At 60.0% G+C, this 15,445-nt stretch carries 16 protein-coding genes and 1 pseudogene; 4 read left to right on the top strand and 13 right to left on the bottom strand.

The annotated features are described in order from the left end of the window. The first annotated feature begins 27 nt into the window (after positions 1-27). Both C2L64_RS30650 and C2L64_RS30645 read left to right on the top strand, forming a co-directional pair. On the top strand, positions 28-678 hold the full coding sequence (locus tag C2L64_RS30650; RefSeq protein ID WP_007581278.1) for an FMN-dependent NADH-azoreductase: 651 nt from the start codon (positions 28-30) through the stop codon (positions 676-678). Positions 679-740: 62 nt separating this feature from the next. Next, the gene (locus C2L64_RS30645; RefSeq protein ID WP_090835814.1) at positions 741-1,025 is read left to right on the top strand and encodes a hypothetical protein; all 285 of its coding nucleotides are present in this window, start codon (positions 741-743) and stop codon (positions 1,023-1,025) included. A gap of 49 nt (positions 1,026-1,074) precedes the next feature. Here C2L64_RS30645 and C2L64_RS30640 read toward each other — a convergent pair whose 3' ends face one another. From C2L64_RS30640 to C2L64_RS30625, 4 genes are all read right to left on the bottom strand, one after another. Then, a complete protein-coding gene (locus C2L64_RS30640; RefSeq protein WP_085954598.1) occupies positions 1,075-1,599 on the bottom strand; it encodes a YceI family protein in 525 nt (174 codons plus the stop codon). 136 nt (positions 1,600-1,735) lie between these two features. Beyond that, complete coding sequence (locus tag C2L64_RS30635; RefSeq protein ID WP_007581274.1) at positions 1,736-2,617, bottom strand: alpha/beta fold hydrolase; 882 nt, start codon at positions 2,615-2,617, stop codon at positions 1,736-1,738. A 534-nt stretch (positions 2,618-3,151) separates the two neighbouring features. Continuing rightward, positions 3,152-3,892, bottom strand: coding sequence for a hypothetical protein (locus tag C2L64_RS30630; protein WP_007581272.1), 741 nt, complete (start codon positions 3,890-3,892; stop codon positions 3,152-3,154). A gap of 8 nt (positions 3,893-3,900) precedes the next feature. Continuing rightward, positions 3,901-4,227, bottom strand: a complete 327-nt coding sequence (locus tag C2L64_RS30625) for a hypothetical protein (protein ID WP_081498817.1) — start codon at positions 4,225-4,227, stop codon at positions 3,901-3,903. A gap of 294 nt (positions 4,228-4,521) precedes the next feature. Here C2L64_RS30625 and C2L64_RS30620 point away from each other — a divergent pair, with 294 nt between their 5' ends. Both C2L64_RS30620 and C2L64_RS30615 read left to right on the top strand, forming a co-directional pair. Then, on the top strand, positions 4,522-5,466 hold the full coding sequence (locus tag C2L64_RS30620) for a metallophosphoesterase family protein (protein ID WP_007581270.1): 945 nt from the start codon (positions 4,522-4,524) through the stop codon (positions 5,464-5,466). Between the two features lie 39 nt (positions 5,467-5,505). Continuing rightward, complete coding sequence (locus tag C2L64_RS30615; protein WP_007743124.1) at positions 5,506-5,853, top strand: cupredoxin domain-containing protein; 348 nt, start codon at positions 5,506-5,508, stop codon at positions 5,851-5,853. Between the two features lie 76 nt (positions 5,854-5,929). Here C2L64_RS30615 and C2L64_RS30610 read toward each other — a convergent pair whose 3' ends face one another. The 9 genes and pseudogenes from C2L64_RS30610 to C2L64_RS30570 form a co-directional block, all read right to left on the bottom strand. Continuing rightward, positions 5,930-7,279: a sensor histidine kinase gene (locus C2L64_RS30610; protein ID WP_007581266.1), complete on the bottom strand. Its 1,350-nt coding sequence runs from the start codon at positions 7,277-7,279 to the stop codon at positions 5,930-5,932. Then, positions 7,276-7,434: pseudogene (locus C2L64_RS30605) on the bottom strand (winged helix-turn-helix domain-containing protein); the annotation flags it as partial. The pseudogene C2L64_RS30605 and the gene C2L64_RS30610, both read right to left, overlap by 4 nt. Before the next feature lie 140 nt (positions 7,435-7,574). Continuing rightward, positions 7,575-8,006 (bottom strand): hypothetical protein, encoded by a 432-nt coding sequence (locus tag C2L64_RS30600; protein ID WP_007581263.1) that lies wholly within the window; start codon positions 8,004-8,006, stop codon positions 7,575-7,577. A 54-nt stretch (positions 8,007-8,060) separates the two neighbouring features. After that, the gene (locus tag C2L64_RS30595; protein ID WP_007581261.1) at positions 8,061-8,807 is read right to left on the bottom strand and encodes a COG4705 family protein; all 747 of its coding nucleotides are present in this window, start codon (positions 8,805-8,807) and stop codon (positions 8,061-8,063) included. A gap of 335 nt (positions 8,808-9,142) precedes the next feature. Next, complete coding sequence (locus tag C2L64_RS30590; protein ID WP_007581260.1) at positions 9,143-10,201, bottom strand: ABC transporter ATP-binding protein; 1,059 nt, start codon at positions 10,199-10,201, stop codon at positions 9,143-9,145. Further along, entirely contained in the window at positions 10,198-11,829 is a 1,632-nt protein-coding gene (locus C2L64_RS30585; protein WP_407671842.1) for an ABC transporter permease, read from the bottom strand. Before C2L64_RS30585 ends, C2L64_RS30590 begins: the two co-directional genes overlap by 4 nt. Before the next feature lie 20 nt (positions 11,830-11,849). Beyond that, positions 11,850-12,881, bottom strand: coding sequence for an iron ABC transporter substrate-binding protein (locus tag C2L64_RS30580; RefSeq protein WP_039900336.1), 1,032 nt, complete (start codon positions 12,879-12,881; stop codon positions 11,850-11,852). Positions 12,882-12,950: 69 nt separating this feature from the next. After that, entirely contained in the window at positions 12,951-14,243 is a 1,293-nt protein-coding gene (efeB, locus tag C2L64_RS30575; RefSeq protein ID WP_007581255.1) for an iron uptake transporter deferrochelatase/peroxidase subunit, read from the bottom strand. A 31-nt stretch (positions 14,244-14,274) separates the two neighbouring features. Beyond that, on the bottom strand, positions 14,275-15,360 hold the full coding sequence (locus tag C2L64_RS30570; RefSeq protein ID WP_007581253.1) for an NHL repeat-containing protein: 1,086 nt from the start codon (positions 15,358-15,360) through the stop codon (positions 14,275-14,277). Between the last annotated feature and the right edge of the window lie 85 nt (positions 15,361-15,445).

The raw sequence follows: 15,445 nt of genomic DNA, 5'->3' as shown, positions 1-15,445 counted from the left end.
GGTAGTCAACTCACTAGGAGTATTGCCATGCCGACCTTGCTGCATATCGAATCGTCGCCACGCAAGACGCGATCTGCTTCCCTCGACGTTGCACGGGCCTATCTGGAGGCTTATCGCAGCGCTCATCCAGATCATCCGATCGACGTGCTCGACCTGTGGTCGATTAACTTGCCGGAATTCGACGGCGATGCACTCGATGCGAAATATGCGGACCTGAGCGGCACGCCGCTCAGCGAAGCCCAACAGCAGGCGTGGGCAGACATCCGGCACCTCGCGCAGCGGCTGCACGACGCGGATACATTGTTGCTCTCCGTGCCACTGTGGAATTTTTCTATTCCGTACAAGCTGAAGCATTTCATCGACGTCGTGTCGCAGCGAGACATCCTGTTCTCGTTCGATGAACGTGGGCTCCAGGGCCTGCTGAAAGACAAGAAGGCGGTGGTGATCTATGCCAGAGGCCTCGACTATTCGATCGACTCGAGCACACCGGCCCATTCGTTCGATTTTCAGCGGCCCTATATCGAAGCGTGGCTGCGATCCGTCGGCATCACCAACGTCGAATCGGTTGTCGTCGAGAAAACGCTGCTTGGACCCGAAGTGGATCACGCGGCGAGACAGGCTGCACGCGAGCGGGCTGTGGCGTTGGTGGGGGCGGCTTCTGTTTCGGCTGGTAGATGAAATTGTCCGAAGCGACTAACGCGTGGGTCAGGGCATCAAATTAAAGGCCCACGTTTTGCCGGATGTTTCCGGTCAAGAAAAAGAACTGTATGCATAAAAAAGGCGCACCTCTGAGAACGTGCGCCGCGACAAAAGAAGGGCAGGGTAGGAGGATTGACCTTCATGCCGCAAAAGAAGAACTCGCGATGACCGACGAGATACAGACAGCACACTGGGAAATCGCGTCTGCTTTTGTCGATGCTGGCGAGTCAGATACCGATGGTTTCGCCCTTCGGATTTCCACTCAACAGCGCTTTCAGCGCGAGCGTATCGGATCACACTTGCCAGATGCGCACAAACCAATTTGAAAAACGGCGACGAGGTTCATCTGGCAAGTGCTCAATGGCCGTCTACAGCCTAGTCCGCCTTCACGCCTTCAACCTGAATCTGCAAGCGAGTCAGCGTCCTGAAACCGTAATTGGTGCCCCAAGTCACGCCGTAGTCGGCGCGGTCGAATTGCGCGCTGGCTTCCGCACCACACACTTCGCGCTTGATCAGCGGGTTGATGAAGCACTTGAACGAATCGATCTTCAACGTCAGCGGTCTAGTAACCCCGTGAAATGTGAAGTCGCCCGATACTTCGATGGGCGTGTCGCCGTCGAAGCGCAGCGCACTACCTTTGAACGTCGCGGTCGGGTACTTGCTGACATCGAAAAATTCATCCGATTTCACACGCGTATCGAGTTGCGCATTACCCGTGTCAATCGACGCGGTGTCAATCGACACGTCGATCATGCCAGTCTTTGCAGAGCGATCAAGTGTAACGACACCGCTGCTTTTCGTGAACTTGCCTCGCCACACCGAAATGCCGCCGAAATGGTCAGCTTCGAAACTTGGATAGGTGTGCCTCGGGTCAAGGTTATAAGTGGTCGTGGCCGCCATCGCTGATCCCGCGATCAACGCGAGAACGCAAGCTGCAATCAGGTGCTTGTTCAAATCAGACTCCCTAAGTGTCGATGATAGGCTGCGGCGCGACTGGACCCAGCCACACGGCGCCGCCTACGTAACGCTAGCTAGCTCACGAACGGCGATGCAGAAAGTCGACGACAAGTCTTGTCGTCGCGGCCGGCTGTTCTTCCGTGATCCAGTGCCCGCAATCAGGGATGGTCACGTTTTCGACGTCATCGGCGGCACACCGCACTACCGCGCCGATCATCGGGCCGAATGTCGCTTCGCCACCCAAGGCCAGGACCGGCATCTGAAGCTTGCTCTGCGCGAGGAACCTGCTGTTGTCGGACGCATCCTGGCTGAACGCCAGGAACTGGGCAAAGCTCGCTCGCATTGCGCCGGGTTGCGCATAGAGCGCCGCGTAATGCTGGCGCTTCGCTTCATCAAACCGCTTCGGGTTCCGGGAAAGTTCGTTCCAGAAGCGGTCGAGATAGATGCGCTCGCGGCCGGCGACGAGGCGCTCCATGTCCTGACCACCGAAGCCAAAGTGCCACATAGCCGGATCCTGTGTGATCTGATCCCAGGGTCCGACGCCGGGCAGGGGCGCATCGATCGCTACCCATCGGTTCACGCGATCGGGGTGGGTGGCGGCAACTGCGAAGCCGACCATGATGCCGATGTCGTGCGTCACCAATTCGGCCGTATGCACACCCAGAGCGTCCAGCACGCCCACCACGTCCGCCGCCTGATTCTTCTTGTCGTAGCCGCCGTCGGGCTTCGACGAGAGGCCCAAGCCGCGCAGGTCGGGCACGACAATCATGTGGTCTTCGATGAGTGCGCTCGCCAGGTGCCCCCACATGTCGCCCGTTGTGCCGAAGCCGTGCAGCATGACGACGGCTGGACCATGACCGCCCACCCGCACATGGATGGATGTGCCGTTGGTTTCGATCGTCCGCGTCTGCATCGCAGCCGGGAAGGGATAAATCCCATCTACGTGGGCATGCTCGTTCATCTGTGTACTCCGGATTTGCTTCTGATTTGGGGATTGGCGGTCAGCCTTTGTTCTCCAGGCCCGCGTGAGCGCCCATGCGGTGATCGACACTGTACAAACGTAACGCGCCGGAAAATACTGTCTCAATCGACAATTTTGGTATCAATTCGGCCATGCGGATTTTCGTCCTCGCGCTCGAGGGGGGCGATACGGGTCACGGGTGTGCTCGACAGCCTGGCGATGGCCAACAGCCGAGCGTGCGCAACGGGGTGGCCACGGCGGGCTTCGACATCACAGCGGTGGGGATGTAAAAAGCGCGAGCGGATAGTTCTCGCGGGCCGAGCGGCTCTTCGCTCGCGAGTGCTATCACGAAGGAAGCTGACATGGGGCTTCCGCTCATCGCACGGCAACTCAGAACTTCGATTAGCGGAGGACGGATCAGATCGGTCTGGAAGGCACGTCAATTGAGAACCGCTGCTCAGAACTTTTCTGCGTCTTGCTTTCGAACCTGGCGCGAGTTGCGGACTTCGCGTCTTGCCGTGACGTATCAGGTATTCAGCGATTCTTCTCCTGTCTTCGTCGTTCGAGTCCGTTGCGCATCTGGCCAGCAACGAATGCGGTGATCGTCACCACGAGGTAGATGGCGACGAGATCGTGACGCCAGGCATCCAGGGCGAGCTGATGGGCAACCAGCTTCGGATCGGGGGCCGGGAGTATGAAGTTCTTTGTCTCGACGGTTCGCATCATCTGGATAAAGCCTCCCGCAGACAGCAGCGGCAAGAGGATAGCGAACGTAAGCAATGCGGGTTTCATGCGTTGCGCCAATGGATGATGGCGCAACCGGAACCACAATCCGAGGCATCCATGTACCCAGCCGGGGGCGAGCAGCGCAAGTTGCAGTCCCTGCGTGCCACTTGTGAGCAGCGTGATGACGACGCGCTCATAGTTTGGCTCGAAGCCATAGAGCGTGGAGGCCAGCCGGGTCGTCACCGCGTGGCGGATGAGCAGCAGCGGCAGGCTGAGGCCTGCCCAGAGGCGGATCCATTCTGCCGGCCCTAGCGTCCATTGGCGGCGCGCGTAAATCGTATGCAACGCGAGCGAAAAATGCAGTGATGCCGCACCGTACAGCACGAATGTGCCCGGGATGCTACGCCAGAGCCACAACGCCACCAGCAGACCGCGCCCGGCAAGTTCCAGTGACCAGATGGCGAGCGCGTGATTGATCAGATGGAGGAAGAGATAGGTCAGCAACACGATGCCTGACCCGAGCTGAAGACGGCGCAGAACGGATTGCACCCGAAACCTCAATTCGCGGATGTGCGGGACATGCCATCGACGCTACCCGTTTCGGATTGCGGCAAGCGTTGCGTGGCACACGGTGGGCAGGCACCCATGGCACCGGATATTTCTGCACATCCGTTACGACCACGGCGTGACTGACCAGACGCGTTGGTCGCTGAGGACCGGCGCGGTGCGTAGTCATCCGGGGTCGCTGCGTACTGACTTACCGATTCGGCGAATCGCGACAACGCCGAGATCGAGCCGCATACGCTGTGGTATTCCTCGCGGCCGATTCTGCCATCGAGGATGACTGTCAATCCCGATTCACGGGCCAGGTCGATGATGTCCATTTCGATTCCCCATTTTGTGTGTCCTGCCTGCTAGACCGTACACATGCGCCGGATATTCCGCGCTAAACGGAAACCGATGAGGACAACGCGACCCTGCGGCCACGTTTACCAAGAGCAAGCGGGGTTGCAGCAGCGCCGCGAAAGGTCAGCGGATGAGTTGGCGCCAGCAACAGGAGTTCATGTTTTGGGAATAGAACCGACGACATAGCAGTCTTGTGCTTGAACCCAGTCGGAGGAGGTCCACTGGGTGATTCGGCGGTCTATACCTTCTGAACCCCCAATCGAGAGCACATCATGTCATCAGATACTCCTTCCGATCCGTCGCGCCGCAGCGCATTGAAATGCCTCGCCTACGGTGGCGCCGGCACCCTGTTCGTCCTGGCCGGCGGTATTCTCACACCAATTGAATTAGCGCTCGCCGCCGGTACGGCTGACAAGTCGGCACCTTCAGGCGTGCCCCTGTTCCTTCAGATCAGTGACACGCATATCGGCTTCAACAAGGAAGCCAATCCGGATGTCGCTGGTACGCTCAAGGAGACGATTGACTTCGTCAACGCGATGCCCGTCAAGCCGGCACTGACGATACACACGGGCGACATCACCCATCTCTCGAAGGCAGCGGAATTCGACCTCGCTGCCCAATTGCTGTCGGGGCTGAATATCACCGAACTGCACACCGTGCCCGGAGAACACGATGTGACAGACGGGCCTGGAACCGAATACTTCCAGCGCTTCGGCAAGGCCTCGGACAACAAGGGGTACTACAGCTTCGACCACAACGGCGTGCACTTCATCGGGCTCGTCAATGTGATGCATTTCAAGCCGAATGGTCTGGGGAGTCTTGGCGACGACCAGCTTGAATGGTTGGAAAAAGATCTGAAGGGGCGCTCGTCCAGCACGCCGATTGTTGTCTTCGCACACATGCCGATGTGGACGATTTACGAACCGTGGGGATGGGGCACGGGCGACGCCGGCCGGGCGATGGACTACCTGAAGCGGTTCGGCTCGGTCACCGTACTGAATGGACATATCCATCAGATCGTGTCCAAGGTGGAGGGGAATATCACTTTTCATACCGCGCGCTCGACCGCCTATCCGCAACCGACGGCGGGGAATGGCCCTGGGCCTATGCCGCTCAAGGTGGCGAGCGATCAGCTTGCCAGCATGCTTGGCGTGACCAGCATCAAGATCTCGCGTCACCCGCTCAAGGCCACGCTTTCCGACTCGACGCTCGTCTGATTGCAATCACCACCTACTTATCAAGCAAGGAACCGGATCATGCTATCTGCCATCTTTCGTCGTACGCTGGTTGTCTCTGTTGGAATCGGGATGATCGTGGCGGCATTAACTTCAGGGATGACTGTCGCGCAGGCGCAAGACGTCAATGCTGTGCTTATCAAGAATTTTATGTTTTCACCGATGTCTACCACGATTAAAGCGGGTTCGACGGTGACCTGGAAAAATCTGGACGGCGAACCGCATACCGTGGTTAGCGACTCCGGCCTGTTTCGCTCCGCCGCGCTGGATCAGAACGACACCTATCAATTCAAGTTCGACAAGCCGGGTGTCTATAACGTGTTTTGCGGCATACATCCGAACATGAAGGAAGTCATCACTGTGCAATAGATGTGATCTGATCGACTTTGACCGGTTCGAACTCGCGTAATTCTGGAGTTCGATCTGGTCAAGCCATGGGTCGACTCTATGGTAGCGATGGCTTTTCTACGCGCAGTCCAACTAACGTGACCCGCAGACCAGGCTGTTCGAGATTGTTTTGCATTTGGAGCGATGCATGGTGACGCTGCGCAATTTTTAGCGCAATCGCCAGCCCGAGACCGCTGCCTTGCTCCTTGGTACCTGCGCTGCGATAAAAACGATCGAATACACGTTCCCGTTCCCCGTCTGGTATGCCCGGGCCGCTGTCGGATACGCAAACGCTGATCGTCCCGGCTTCGCGCGTGAGAATGACATCGACCTTGCCGCCGCGCGGTGTATAGCGAATCGCATTGTCGATCAGGTTGCTCAGCAACACTTCGATGCCAGCGGGTTCCACACTAGCCTTGTAGGTGTCATCCGCCTGCGCGGTTGAAGCGCATTCAAGGCCAAGATCGATCTGCTTTTCCTCCGCGAGCAGCGAGAAATCGGCGACTACACGCTCGCACAGCCGGCGCAGGCTTACCGACTGGAAATGGGCGCCTATCTGCGCTTCTTCGCGGGCGAGCGTGAGCAACTGGTGCACAAGATGGATGAGTCGATTGAGGCGACCTTCGATGCGTTCGAACGTCGTCTTGTTTCCAATCAGTGATCCATCGCGCTCAGCGGACTGCAATTGAAGTTTCAATGCGGCCAGCGGTGATCGTAGTTCATGCGCGGCATCCGCGACAAACGTCCGTTGCGTTTGTGACGCTACGTCCAGTCGATGCAGCAGATCATTCAATGCATTGACGAGTGGCCTGATTTCGAGGGGTGTAGCTGCGTCGAGGTGCAGCGGTTCGAGAGAATCGAAAGATCGTGTAGTCAACGCGCGGGAGATTTCCGCTAGCGGAGCAAGCCCTCGCCCAACAACGATAAGAACGATCGCGATGATGACCGGGAAGAACAGTGCTAGCGGCGCCAGTGTGCGTAATGCAAGGCGAAGTGCGAGATTCTCGCGCACGGAGATGGGTTGCGCGATCTGTACGAAGCGAGAGCCCTGCTGAACGCCGTATACGCGCCAGTGGTACTCGTCATGTTCGATTGTGCGCAGACCCGCAGGGAAGCGTGCAAGATCAATTCCACCCAGCGATCTGTAGACGCTCCCACCTGCCTGATCCCAGACCTCGATGAAAAGACGATCTTCGGACAAACCTTCGAAATCAGGCTTGCTCTGCAGGATAGTATCGGTGGTGCTGATGTTTGCGGGAAGCGATTCGGCGACCGTGCGGAGCTCGAAATCAAATAGCTCGCTGGCTTCGTCGCGCGCGGTGTGGAAGATGCCATAGCCGGCCGTCAACGCCGAGACCGCGAGGCCTGCAATCAGCCATCCCAGCAGCCAGCGCCGGATCGACGTCATTCGCATCGCTTGAGCCGGTAACCGACACCACGCACGGTCACTATCTGGTCAGCACCGATCTTGCGCCGCAGACCATGTACATGCACTTCGATCGCGTTGCTGGCGATTTCTTCGCCCCATCCGTACAACTTGTCTTCGAGTGCCGAACGGGTATAGGGCCCGCTTGCGGCAGGCTCGCCGATCATCTCGTCATCTTCTACCAGCAACAGGCGCATGGTGCGTTTTCTCCCGAATGGGTGGATTGTCGCGGCCTGTTGCTTATCAAAGTCTTAAGAGGAGGAACCTGACACTGACCTCAAGCCTTGCCACTCATCCGATCCATCAACGCGAGCAAATCCGCGAGTGTCTTTTTACACTTGGCTTGGCTAGGTGAACTTTCGCGAAGAGCCTCGAGCGCGTCGTCGATTGACTTGTCGAGCTTGTGCCAGTCTGCGGCGGCGCGTGGCTTCAGTCCCGCTTCGGCCTCGTCCCACGACGTTTCCAGGTCCTTGATCCGCTTTTTTGCGCCCGCGAGGTCGTTGGCGTCGACCAGCTTCGAGGTGTCGACAACGATCACGCGGAACTTCGAAAGATCGCCGAGCTTCGATACCTCTGTGGCAGCGTTTGCCGACGAGATGGGCGACAAAGCGGCAACCCACAGCGGCGCATGCATGTCCGATGTGTGACTGGCCGCGACGGCGCTGGCTGTTACGAGCAAGAGTGCGGAATTGACGATGGCACGCTTCATTGTTAATCCTCCGGTTGAAAGATGACGGTGAACGGGTAAAAGAGGGGCGTGCAACTAGGTACTGCTGATCCTGCTTTGCCGGACTCTCGCAGCGGTATGCAGGAATACCAGGACCACAATGACGCAGAGAAAGGCAATGCTGGTGACGACCGTACCCAATCCAAGTCCGCCATACTCAGTTGCCTGGGATAGAAGATCGCCGAGTGACGCGCCAAATGGCCGGGTCAGAATGTAGGCAAGCCAGAAGATCAGCACGCGATCGGCGCCGAGGTAGGCCGCAACTCCCATCATGACAAGCATGACGCCGAATATGACGACGCCGAGACTGAAACCGAGCCCTAACGCTTCGGTCGCAAGGTCTCCAGCTGCTGTGCCCAGTGCAAACGTGACGAGGATCGCAGTCCAGTAAAAGAGTTCGCGATGACGGGTGACGATCGTGTGAATGGAGAGGGTCTTTTCTCGGTAGTACCAGGTCCCGAAAATAACGCTGAGTAGTACCGCGAATGCGGCCGTACTCGTGTAAAGGCTTACTCCAAGAACATCAGTGAGCACGTCCGTCAGTTGCGTGCCGACCACGCTTACCAGCACGACAGTTAGCCAGTAGATCCACGGCACATAGGTTCGTGTGCTCAACTGTGTAACGAGCGAGGCAGCGAGCATGGAAAGCGTGATTGCTATCGTCAACGTGGCGCCCAGGCCGACATGGACAGCGAGGTAATCGGCACCTGTTTCGCCGACCGTGGTGGACAAGATCTTGATTGTCCAGAAAGCGATCGTGACCTCCGGAACCTTGTTTTGCATCGGTGCGACGTGTCGATGTGACATTCCTTCCCCCCATTTTTTCACGATACCCGGCTCGGTAATCGAGGTGCAGATCAGAACTTCATGCTGCACTATGAGGGCGCATTGCTTATCGAATGCTTAGGTGATTACAGAATGCTTTGTTCTTCTTTCAAACGCGCCAATTTGCTGTCGCACGACCTTTTGAAAAGATCGATTTTCCTTATGCAATGCTTAAGAGGTCGAGAGCCAATGCAAGCGGTGGAGCAGGTCAAAGAAGGAAGTAGCAGCCGACTGTTCGCGCATCACTAAGGAAATCAGCCCGGGGATGGCCTTGCATGGCGAGGCTGTACACTTTATCGATGGGGATAGGCGATCACGTCACTATCGACGCTTAGCCGGACGCGCTCACCAACCTTTGGAGAACGGTGCCCCGGCACTCTTGCGCGAATGATAGATTGCGCGGCGCTGGATAGTTGAAGGCAGATATCTGCGTCCCTTCCGTTGTAGGTGATGCTTGTTACCAGCGCGTCCTGAACAGTGCTGTGGTCTGCCGCCGTTTCGGACGCGGACAGGAGATGGATCTGTTCTGGCCGTATCATGACGTCGACGCGGCCATTGGGAACAGGCGCGACGAGTTGCAGCCTTCCGAGCGGGCACATTGCGATGCCGTTCTCCGCGATGCCGGGCAGCAATACCGCATCGCCGATGAATGCGGCGAGTTCACGGGTCGCAGGTCGCCGATAGAGTGTTTGAGGTGCAGCACGCTGGATGAGTTTGCCCTCCCACAGCACGGCCACTTCATGTCCTAGCGACAGTGCTTCCGCCTGATCGTGCGTGACCAGTATGGCCGTTGCGCCCGTTGCCGCGAGAGCCTCGGCGACGGCTTCTCGTGTTTCGAGCCGCAGCGCGGCGTCCAGCGACGAGAACGGCTCGTCCAGCAGCACGAGCGAAGGGGAAGGCGCAAGCGCACGCGCGAGTGCCACACGCTGTTGCTGACCGCCCGACAACTGTTGTGGCATGCGCTGCGCGTAGTCATCGGACAGACCCACCAGCCTCAGGAGTTCCGCGACACGATGACGTGCGCGTCGCTGTGTGCGTGGCAGCCCAAACACAATGTTCTCTGTCACGGAAAGATGCGGGAAGAGCGCACCTTCCTGGGGCACGTAGCCGATCCGCCGTTGCTCGGTCGGCACATGCAGGTTGTCGTCCACGACGCGTATGCCGTCGATTTCGATCGTACCGGCGTCGGCGCGATCGAAGCCGCACAACACCCGCAGCAATGTCGTTTTGCCGCCCCCCGATGGACCGAGCAACGCGAGCAACGTCCCCGGTTGGACGGCGAGATCGACGTCGTGCAGTACAGCACAACCGTTGAAGGCTTTGCGCAGCCCGCTGATTCGGAGTTCGCTCATTTGGAAATCAAAGGGGATTCGGAGGCGCGCGCGGTCAGGGCCGATCGTCCCAGCAAGACGAACAGCACGCCCGATGCGCACAGCGAAATCGCCGTCATGAGTGCCGCATAGGGCGCGGCCGCGGCGAATGCGAGCGTCGATGTGTCGGACCAGACTTGCGTGGCGAGCGTATGGGTATCGATGGGGGAAAGCAATAATGTTGCGTTGAGTTCCGTCACGACCGAGATGAACACCATCGTGGCCGCGGCGCCAAGTCCAGGTGCGGCCAACGGCAGGAGCACGCGCACGAAGGTTTGCATCGCATTGAGACCGAGCGCGCGCGCCGTGTCTTCGAGGCGCGGCTGCGCCTGCATCAGTGCCGCCCGCACGCTGACGAGCGCGAGCGGCATGAAGAGGATCGCGTACGCCACGATCAGAAGTGTCGTGCCTTGATAGAGCGGCCGCAATGCGTGCACGGCGAGCGAGACGATTGCCAGCGCGACCACGAGGCCGGGAACGCCTTGCGCGAGAAACACCGTGCGCTCGAACACCGTTGCGAGCCGCGCCGGGTAACGCGCGAGCAGAAATGCGAGCGGCAGCACGAGCAGCGTTGTGAGCATCGCTGCAGCGAGACCGAACCCAACGGACGATAACGTCGCGTTAAACAGCAGTTCCGGCGAGACTTCGGCGGGCGTTGTGGCGGCTACGCCTTCCTGTGTCAGCCAGTAGCCGATCATGCCGAGCGGCACGCCAAGCGTGACGATGCCCAGCGCAGCGAAACCCGCCAGCACGAGCCAGTGCCAGCCGACCAGTTCGTAACGCAGCGCCGCCCGCCTCGCGCCGCGATCGACGCGTTCATAGCGTGCGCTGCCACGCACGCGAAACTCGAACGCAAGACAGACGAGACACAGCAGGATCAGCAGACACGCGAGCAGCGAAGCGCCGCTATTGTCGAAACTGGTGCGGTATTCCGCGTAGATTTCGGTGGTGAAGGTGCGAAAACGCAGCATCTGGAACGCGCCGAACTCCGACAGCACGCCGAGTGCGACCAGCAGCATCCCACCGAGCAGCGCAGGTCGCAATTGCGGCAGCACGACGCGCGCAAAGGTCGCCCAGCGTCCGCAGCCGAGCGCGCGAGCGCTTTCCTCGAGCGCGGGGTCCATGCCGCGCAACGCGGCCGCGACGGGCAGATACACGAGCGGAAAATACGATGACGTGATGACGAGCAGCGCGCCCGCGAAGTCCTGCAGATCGAGGCTGATCGACACCCACGCGTAGCTCGTGACGAAGGCGGGCATTGCGAGCGGCGCCGCGCTGGCGACAGCCCACAGGCGACGGCCCGGCACATCCGTGCGTTCGACGAACCACGCGGCCGCCGTACCGATGACAGCCGACGCCAGCGTCGCGCTGACCGTGATCAGCAGTGTATTGCCGAGCAACTCGCCGACGAGCGGGCGGAACACGAGTTCCGCTGCATCGCTGAAGCCGACGGTCGTCGCGCGGTAGAACGTGAACGCGAGCGGCAGCAGCACCAGCAGTGCACTGACGGCGGCGCCCGCCAGCAGACCGCGGGGCGCGCGCTTGCCGTCGCGCGCGCGGACATCGGCAGAAACCTGGATCGCAGCGACAGCTTCGCCGATGTCGGTCACCTCGCTCACCTGTCGTTCCTTTACAGCAGACCGGCCTGGCGCAGCAGCTTGCCCGCCTGGCTGTCGTCGCCGAGTTGTTCGAGTGTGAGAGACGGCGGCTGCAATTCGTTGAACGGCTTGAGCAGCGGATCGGGTGCGACGCCGGCATGCAGCGGATATTCATAGCTGACGTGGCTGTTTGCCATCAGCGTCTGGGCGCGCTCGCTCACCAGATACTTCAGGAACTGCTGCGCACCGTCGGCGTTGTGCGCGGTCTTCATGATCGCGGCACCCGACACGTTCACGAGTCCACCGACGTCGCCATTGGTGTAGTGATAGATCGCACTACGCGTCGACTTGTCGCCCAGCTGGGTATGAAGACGCGCCCAGTAGTAGTTGTTGATCACGCCCGTGACGACGCCGCCACGATTCACGGCGGCCACGACACCTTCGTCGTCGTCGAAAATCTGCGCGTTTGCCTTGAGGCCCTTGAGCCATTGCAGCGTTTGCGCTTCGCCCTTCAACGCGAGCACGGCGCTTACCAGCGGCAGAAAATCCGCGTCGCTGGGCGCGATGCCGACCTTGCCCTTCCACTCGGGCTTCGCCAGATCGAAGATCGACGCGGGCAGTTGCGAAGGCTGGATCTTCGCCGTGTTGTACGCGAGCACGCTTTCGCGGGCGGTCACGCCGACCCATTGTCCCGTCGGCGAACTGTAGCGCGTGGGAATGGTGCCGATGGTGGCGGGATCGACCTTGCTCAGCAGGCCCTTTTCTTCGAGCAGCATCAGTTCGGGCGAGTTCTCGGTGAAGTACACATCGGCGGGTGATGCTGAACCTTCGGCGACTAGTTGCGCAGCGAGTGCCGGGCCTTCGCCATTGCGGACCTTCACTGAAATGCCCGACTGCTTTTCGAAGTCTTTCGCGAGCATGTTCATGACCTGCTCGTGTTGCGCGCTGTACACCGTAATCGATGCGGCGTATGCGCCTGTTGTGCCTGTAGCGGCGGCGATCGAAAGCGACAGGGCCGTCACGCGCGCCGCGTGACGCATTGCTCCAAACCAGGAACGGTTCATGAATTCAACCTCTTCTTCTTGACGTTATTGAATGGCCGCTTGAGCGTGCTTTACGCCTACATACGGCACTTATGCTTCGAACAGTCCTGCCCCGACATACGAACCTTCACGCGCGCCCGGCGGCACGGCGAAGATCGCGCTGCCGATGTGCGTCGTGAACTGGTTCATCACGTCGAACTTCGAGAGCTTTTCGTTGATCGGAATGAAGCCTGTGCGCGGGTCCGCCTGATGCGCGATAAAGATGAGACCCGCGTCATATTCCGTTTCCTGGCGCCATGGCGGCCAGCGTTCGATATAGAAGTTCGTGCCGTCGTTGTACGAATACGAACGACGGAGGATCTGCGCGCCCGCATTGTTCGCCTGATTCGAGAGGCGCACGTGCGAATTGTCGGGAATGACGGGGTTGCCGTCCTTGTCCACGGCCTTCAGATCGACGGCATCGAACTCGTTTTTCTGGCCGATCGGCGCGCCGCTGTATTTGTGCCGTCCGAAAACCTGTTCCTGGAAGCCGAGTTCCATCTGGTCCCAGTGTTCGAGTGTGATGCGGATGCGGCGCACGACCGTATAGGTGCCGCCTTGCATCCACGGCGCGTCGGCGGCATTGGCCCAGACGAACTGGTTCATCAGCGGCGGTTTCGCCGTCGACGGATTGTTGGTGCCGTCCTTGAAGCCCATCAGATTGCGCGGCGTCTGACCTTTCGGACCCGACAGGAAGCCCGCCTGGCCCCAGCGCATCTGGATCGCGCCGTAACCCATGCGCGCGAGTTGCCGCACGGCATGGAACGCGACCTGCGCATCGTTCGCGCACGCCTGCACGAACAGGTCGCCGCCCGTCTTCTCGGCGATCAGCTGGTCGCCGTTGAATCGCGGCAGATCGACGAGCGCGGCAGGGCGTTTGCTCGCGAGGCCATAGCGGTCCTTGCCGTCGCGCGACGTGAACAGACCCGGGCCGAAGCCAAATGTGATGGTCAGCGACGACGCGCCGAGGCCGAGTACATCGGCGGAATCGGCGGCGGGTTTGTCGTCGGCTGTTTCGAGCGAGCCGGCGGGCTTGCCTTGCGTCATGCGCGCGGCGGCCTGGGTCCACTCGCGCAGCAGCGCGATCACTTCCTCGCGCTTGTCGGTTTTCAGATCGAAAGCCGCGAGGTAGCTATGACTCTGCTGCGGCGTCACGACGCCGCCTTGATGCGCGCCGTAGAACGGTTCGATCTGGCGTTGCACGTCGTCGGCGTGGGTGCGCGTCAACGCGGCATGCGTAACGCTCGACGTGGCGAGTCCGGCGCCCGCCGCGACGGCGGCTCCGCCGGCTTTCAAAAAGCCGCGCCGGCCAGGCCGCGACGGTGGGGATTGATCGTTCGTCATGATGCTGCCTCTTGCTGCTTGTCTGTTGCCGTCACTTCGCGATCACCAGCGTGTTCACGTCATCCTGTACATAGTAGAAGCCATCGCCCTCGGGCGTCATCGCGATGCCGAACAGGTCGCCGTTGCCAGGCGGTGTCTGCGCCTTGTCGGTATCGATCCAGCGCGCGTAGAGCTGCTTGCCCGTGGCGGGGACAATCTCGACGACCTGTCCGTTGAGTGCATTCGTCACCAGCAGATGGCCGTTGGGCGCCGTCACCATCGCGAGCGGGCGATGCAGCAGGCCGTCTGCCGTGAGCTGCCGTCCGACACCGGCGCTGGTATCGCGCGTCATCGGCTCGTCGATCTCGTTGACGCGGTTGCCGATTGCGTCCGACACAAACAGCAGCTTTTGATCCGCCGACAGCGCGAGCCCCGTCGGTCCCACGAGGAACACGCCCTTGTCTGCCTGCGCGCCGAAGCCGCTGCCCACCACCGTTTCCTTCTTCACGACGGGCGGCTTGCCTTGCGGAATATCGAGGTCGAGGCGCAGCACAGTCGCCTGCTTGAACACGGGCGGCTCGCCATCCGCGCCGCCGACGCCGAAGCCCGCCATGCTGATGAACAAGGTCGCACTCGTACCGTTGTCGACGACGGCCATGTTGCCCCATGGATCGTTGATGTTCGGGCTGGAGATGGTCGAGGTCACTTTGCCCTGCGAGTCGAGCACGACCAGACAGCCGGCGCCTTTGGTGCCCGTGGTGCCATCATTACTCGGTGTGCTGCCGACGATCACCCAGCCGGACTTGAGCATGGTCATTGCAGTCGAGAGACCAACGCCGCCGGGACAATCTTTCAGATCGCGCGGAATCTGCGCGAACAGTGTTATCTGCTTCGTGTCGGGGTGATAGTTGACGATCGTACTACCCGTACCTTGCAGATTGGCCGAGTTGTTGAAGTTGTCGACCAGTACGTCGCCCTGTTTCACCGAACCCGCCGAGACCGGCGCGACGACGATCGCGTAAGGATTCTGATCGCCGTTATCGGGCACAGTGTTGACGAGCGTCGTATTGCGATGCAGGGTTTCGAGAAACCCTTGGGGTTCGGCTTGAGCGGTGCACGTGGCGATGAGCGCCAGCATGCCCGCAACGTATGCGGCCTTTGTGCGGACTCGCCTCGCAAGTTCACGCGAAAGCCGGGCCTTCCTTGTATTCATATTTGCGCTC

Origin of the sequence: Paraburkholderia hospita (assembly GCF_002902965.1) — a bacterium.
Lineage (GTDB): Bacteria > Pseudomonadota > Gammaproteobacteria > Burkholderiales > Burkholderiaceae > Paraburkholderia > Paraburkholderia hospita.
The sequence above is the reverse complement of the archived record's forward strand: the minus strand, read 5'-3'. Positions and strand labels throughout refer to the sequence as shown.

What these genes read in the sequence shown, in the direction of transcription:
- C2L64_RS30650 (WP_007581278.1), top strand. Translation starts at nt 28, where the DNA reads ATGCCGACCTTGCTGCATATCGAATCGTCGCCACGCAAGACGCGATCT.
- C2L64_RS30645 (WP_090835814.1), top strand. Translation starts at nt 741, where the DNA reads ATGTTTCCGGTCAAGAAAAAGAACTGTATGCATAAAAAAGGCGCACCT.
- C2L64_RS30640 (WP_085954598.1), bottom strand. Translation starts at nt 1,599, where the DNA reads ATGGCGGCCACGACCACTTATAACCTTGACCCGAGGCACACCTATCCA.
- C2L64_RS30635 (WP_007581274.1), bottom strand. Translation starts at nt 2,617, where the DNA reads ATGAACGAGCATGCCCACGTAGATGGGATTTATCCCTTCCCGGCTGCG.
- C2L64_RS30625 (WP_081498817.1), bottom strand. Translation starts at nt 4,227, where the DNA reads ATGGACATCATCGACCTGGCCCGTGAATCGGGATTGACAGTCATCCTC.
- C2L64_RS30620 (WP_007581270.1), top strand. Translation starts at nt 4,522, where the DNA reads ATGTCATCAGATACTCCTTCCGATCCGTCGCGCCGCAGCGCATTGAAA.
- C2L64_RS30615 (WP_007743124.1), top strand. Translation starts at nt 5,506, where the DNA reads ATGCTATCTGCCATCTTTCGTCGTACGCTGGTTGTCTCTGTTGGAATC.
- C2L64_RS30610 (WP_007581266.1), bottom strand. Translation starts at nt 7,279, where the DNA reads ATGACGTCGATCCGGCGCTGGCTGCTGGGATGGCTGATTGCAGGCCTC.
- C2L64_RS30600 (WP_007581263.1), bottom strand. Translation starts at nt 8,006, where the DNA reads ATGAAGCGTGCCATCGTCAATTCCGCACTCTTGCTCGTAACAGCCAGC.
- C2L64_RS30595 (WP_007581261.1), bottom strand. Translation starts at nt 8,807, where the DNA reads ATGCAAAACAAGGTTCCGGAGGTCACGATCGCTTTCTGGACAATCAAG.
- C2L64_RS30590 (WP_007581260.1), bottom strand. Translation starts at nt 10,201, where the DNA reads ATGAGCGAACTCCGAATCAGCGGGCTGCGCAAAGCCTTCAACGGTTGT.
- C2L64_RS30580 (WP_039900336.1), bottom strand. Translation starts at nt 12,881, where the DNA reads ATGAACCGTTCCTGGTTTGGAGCAATGCGTCACGCGGCGCGCGTGACG.
- efeB (WP_007581255.1), bottom strand. Translation starts at nt 14,243, where the DNA reads ATGACGAACGATCAATCCCCACCGTCGCGGCCTGGCCGGCGCGGCTTT.
- C2L64_RS30570 (WP_007581253.1), bottom strand. Translation starts at nt 15,360, where the DNA reads ATGCTGGCGCTCATCGCCACGTGCACCGCTCAAGCCGAACCCCAAGGG.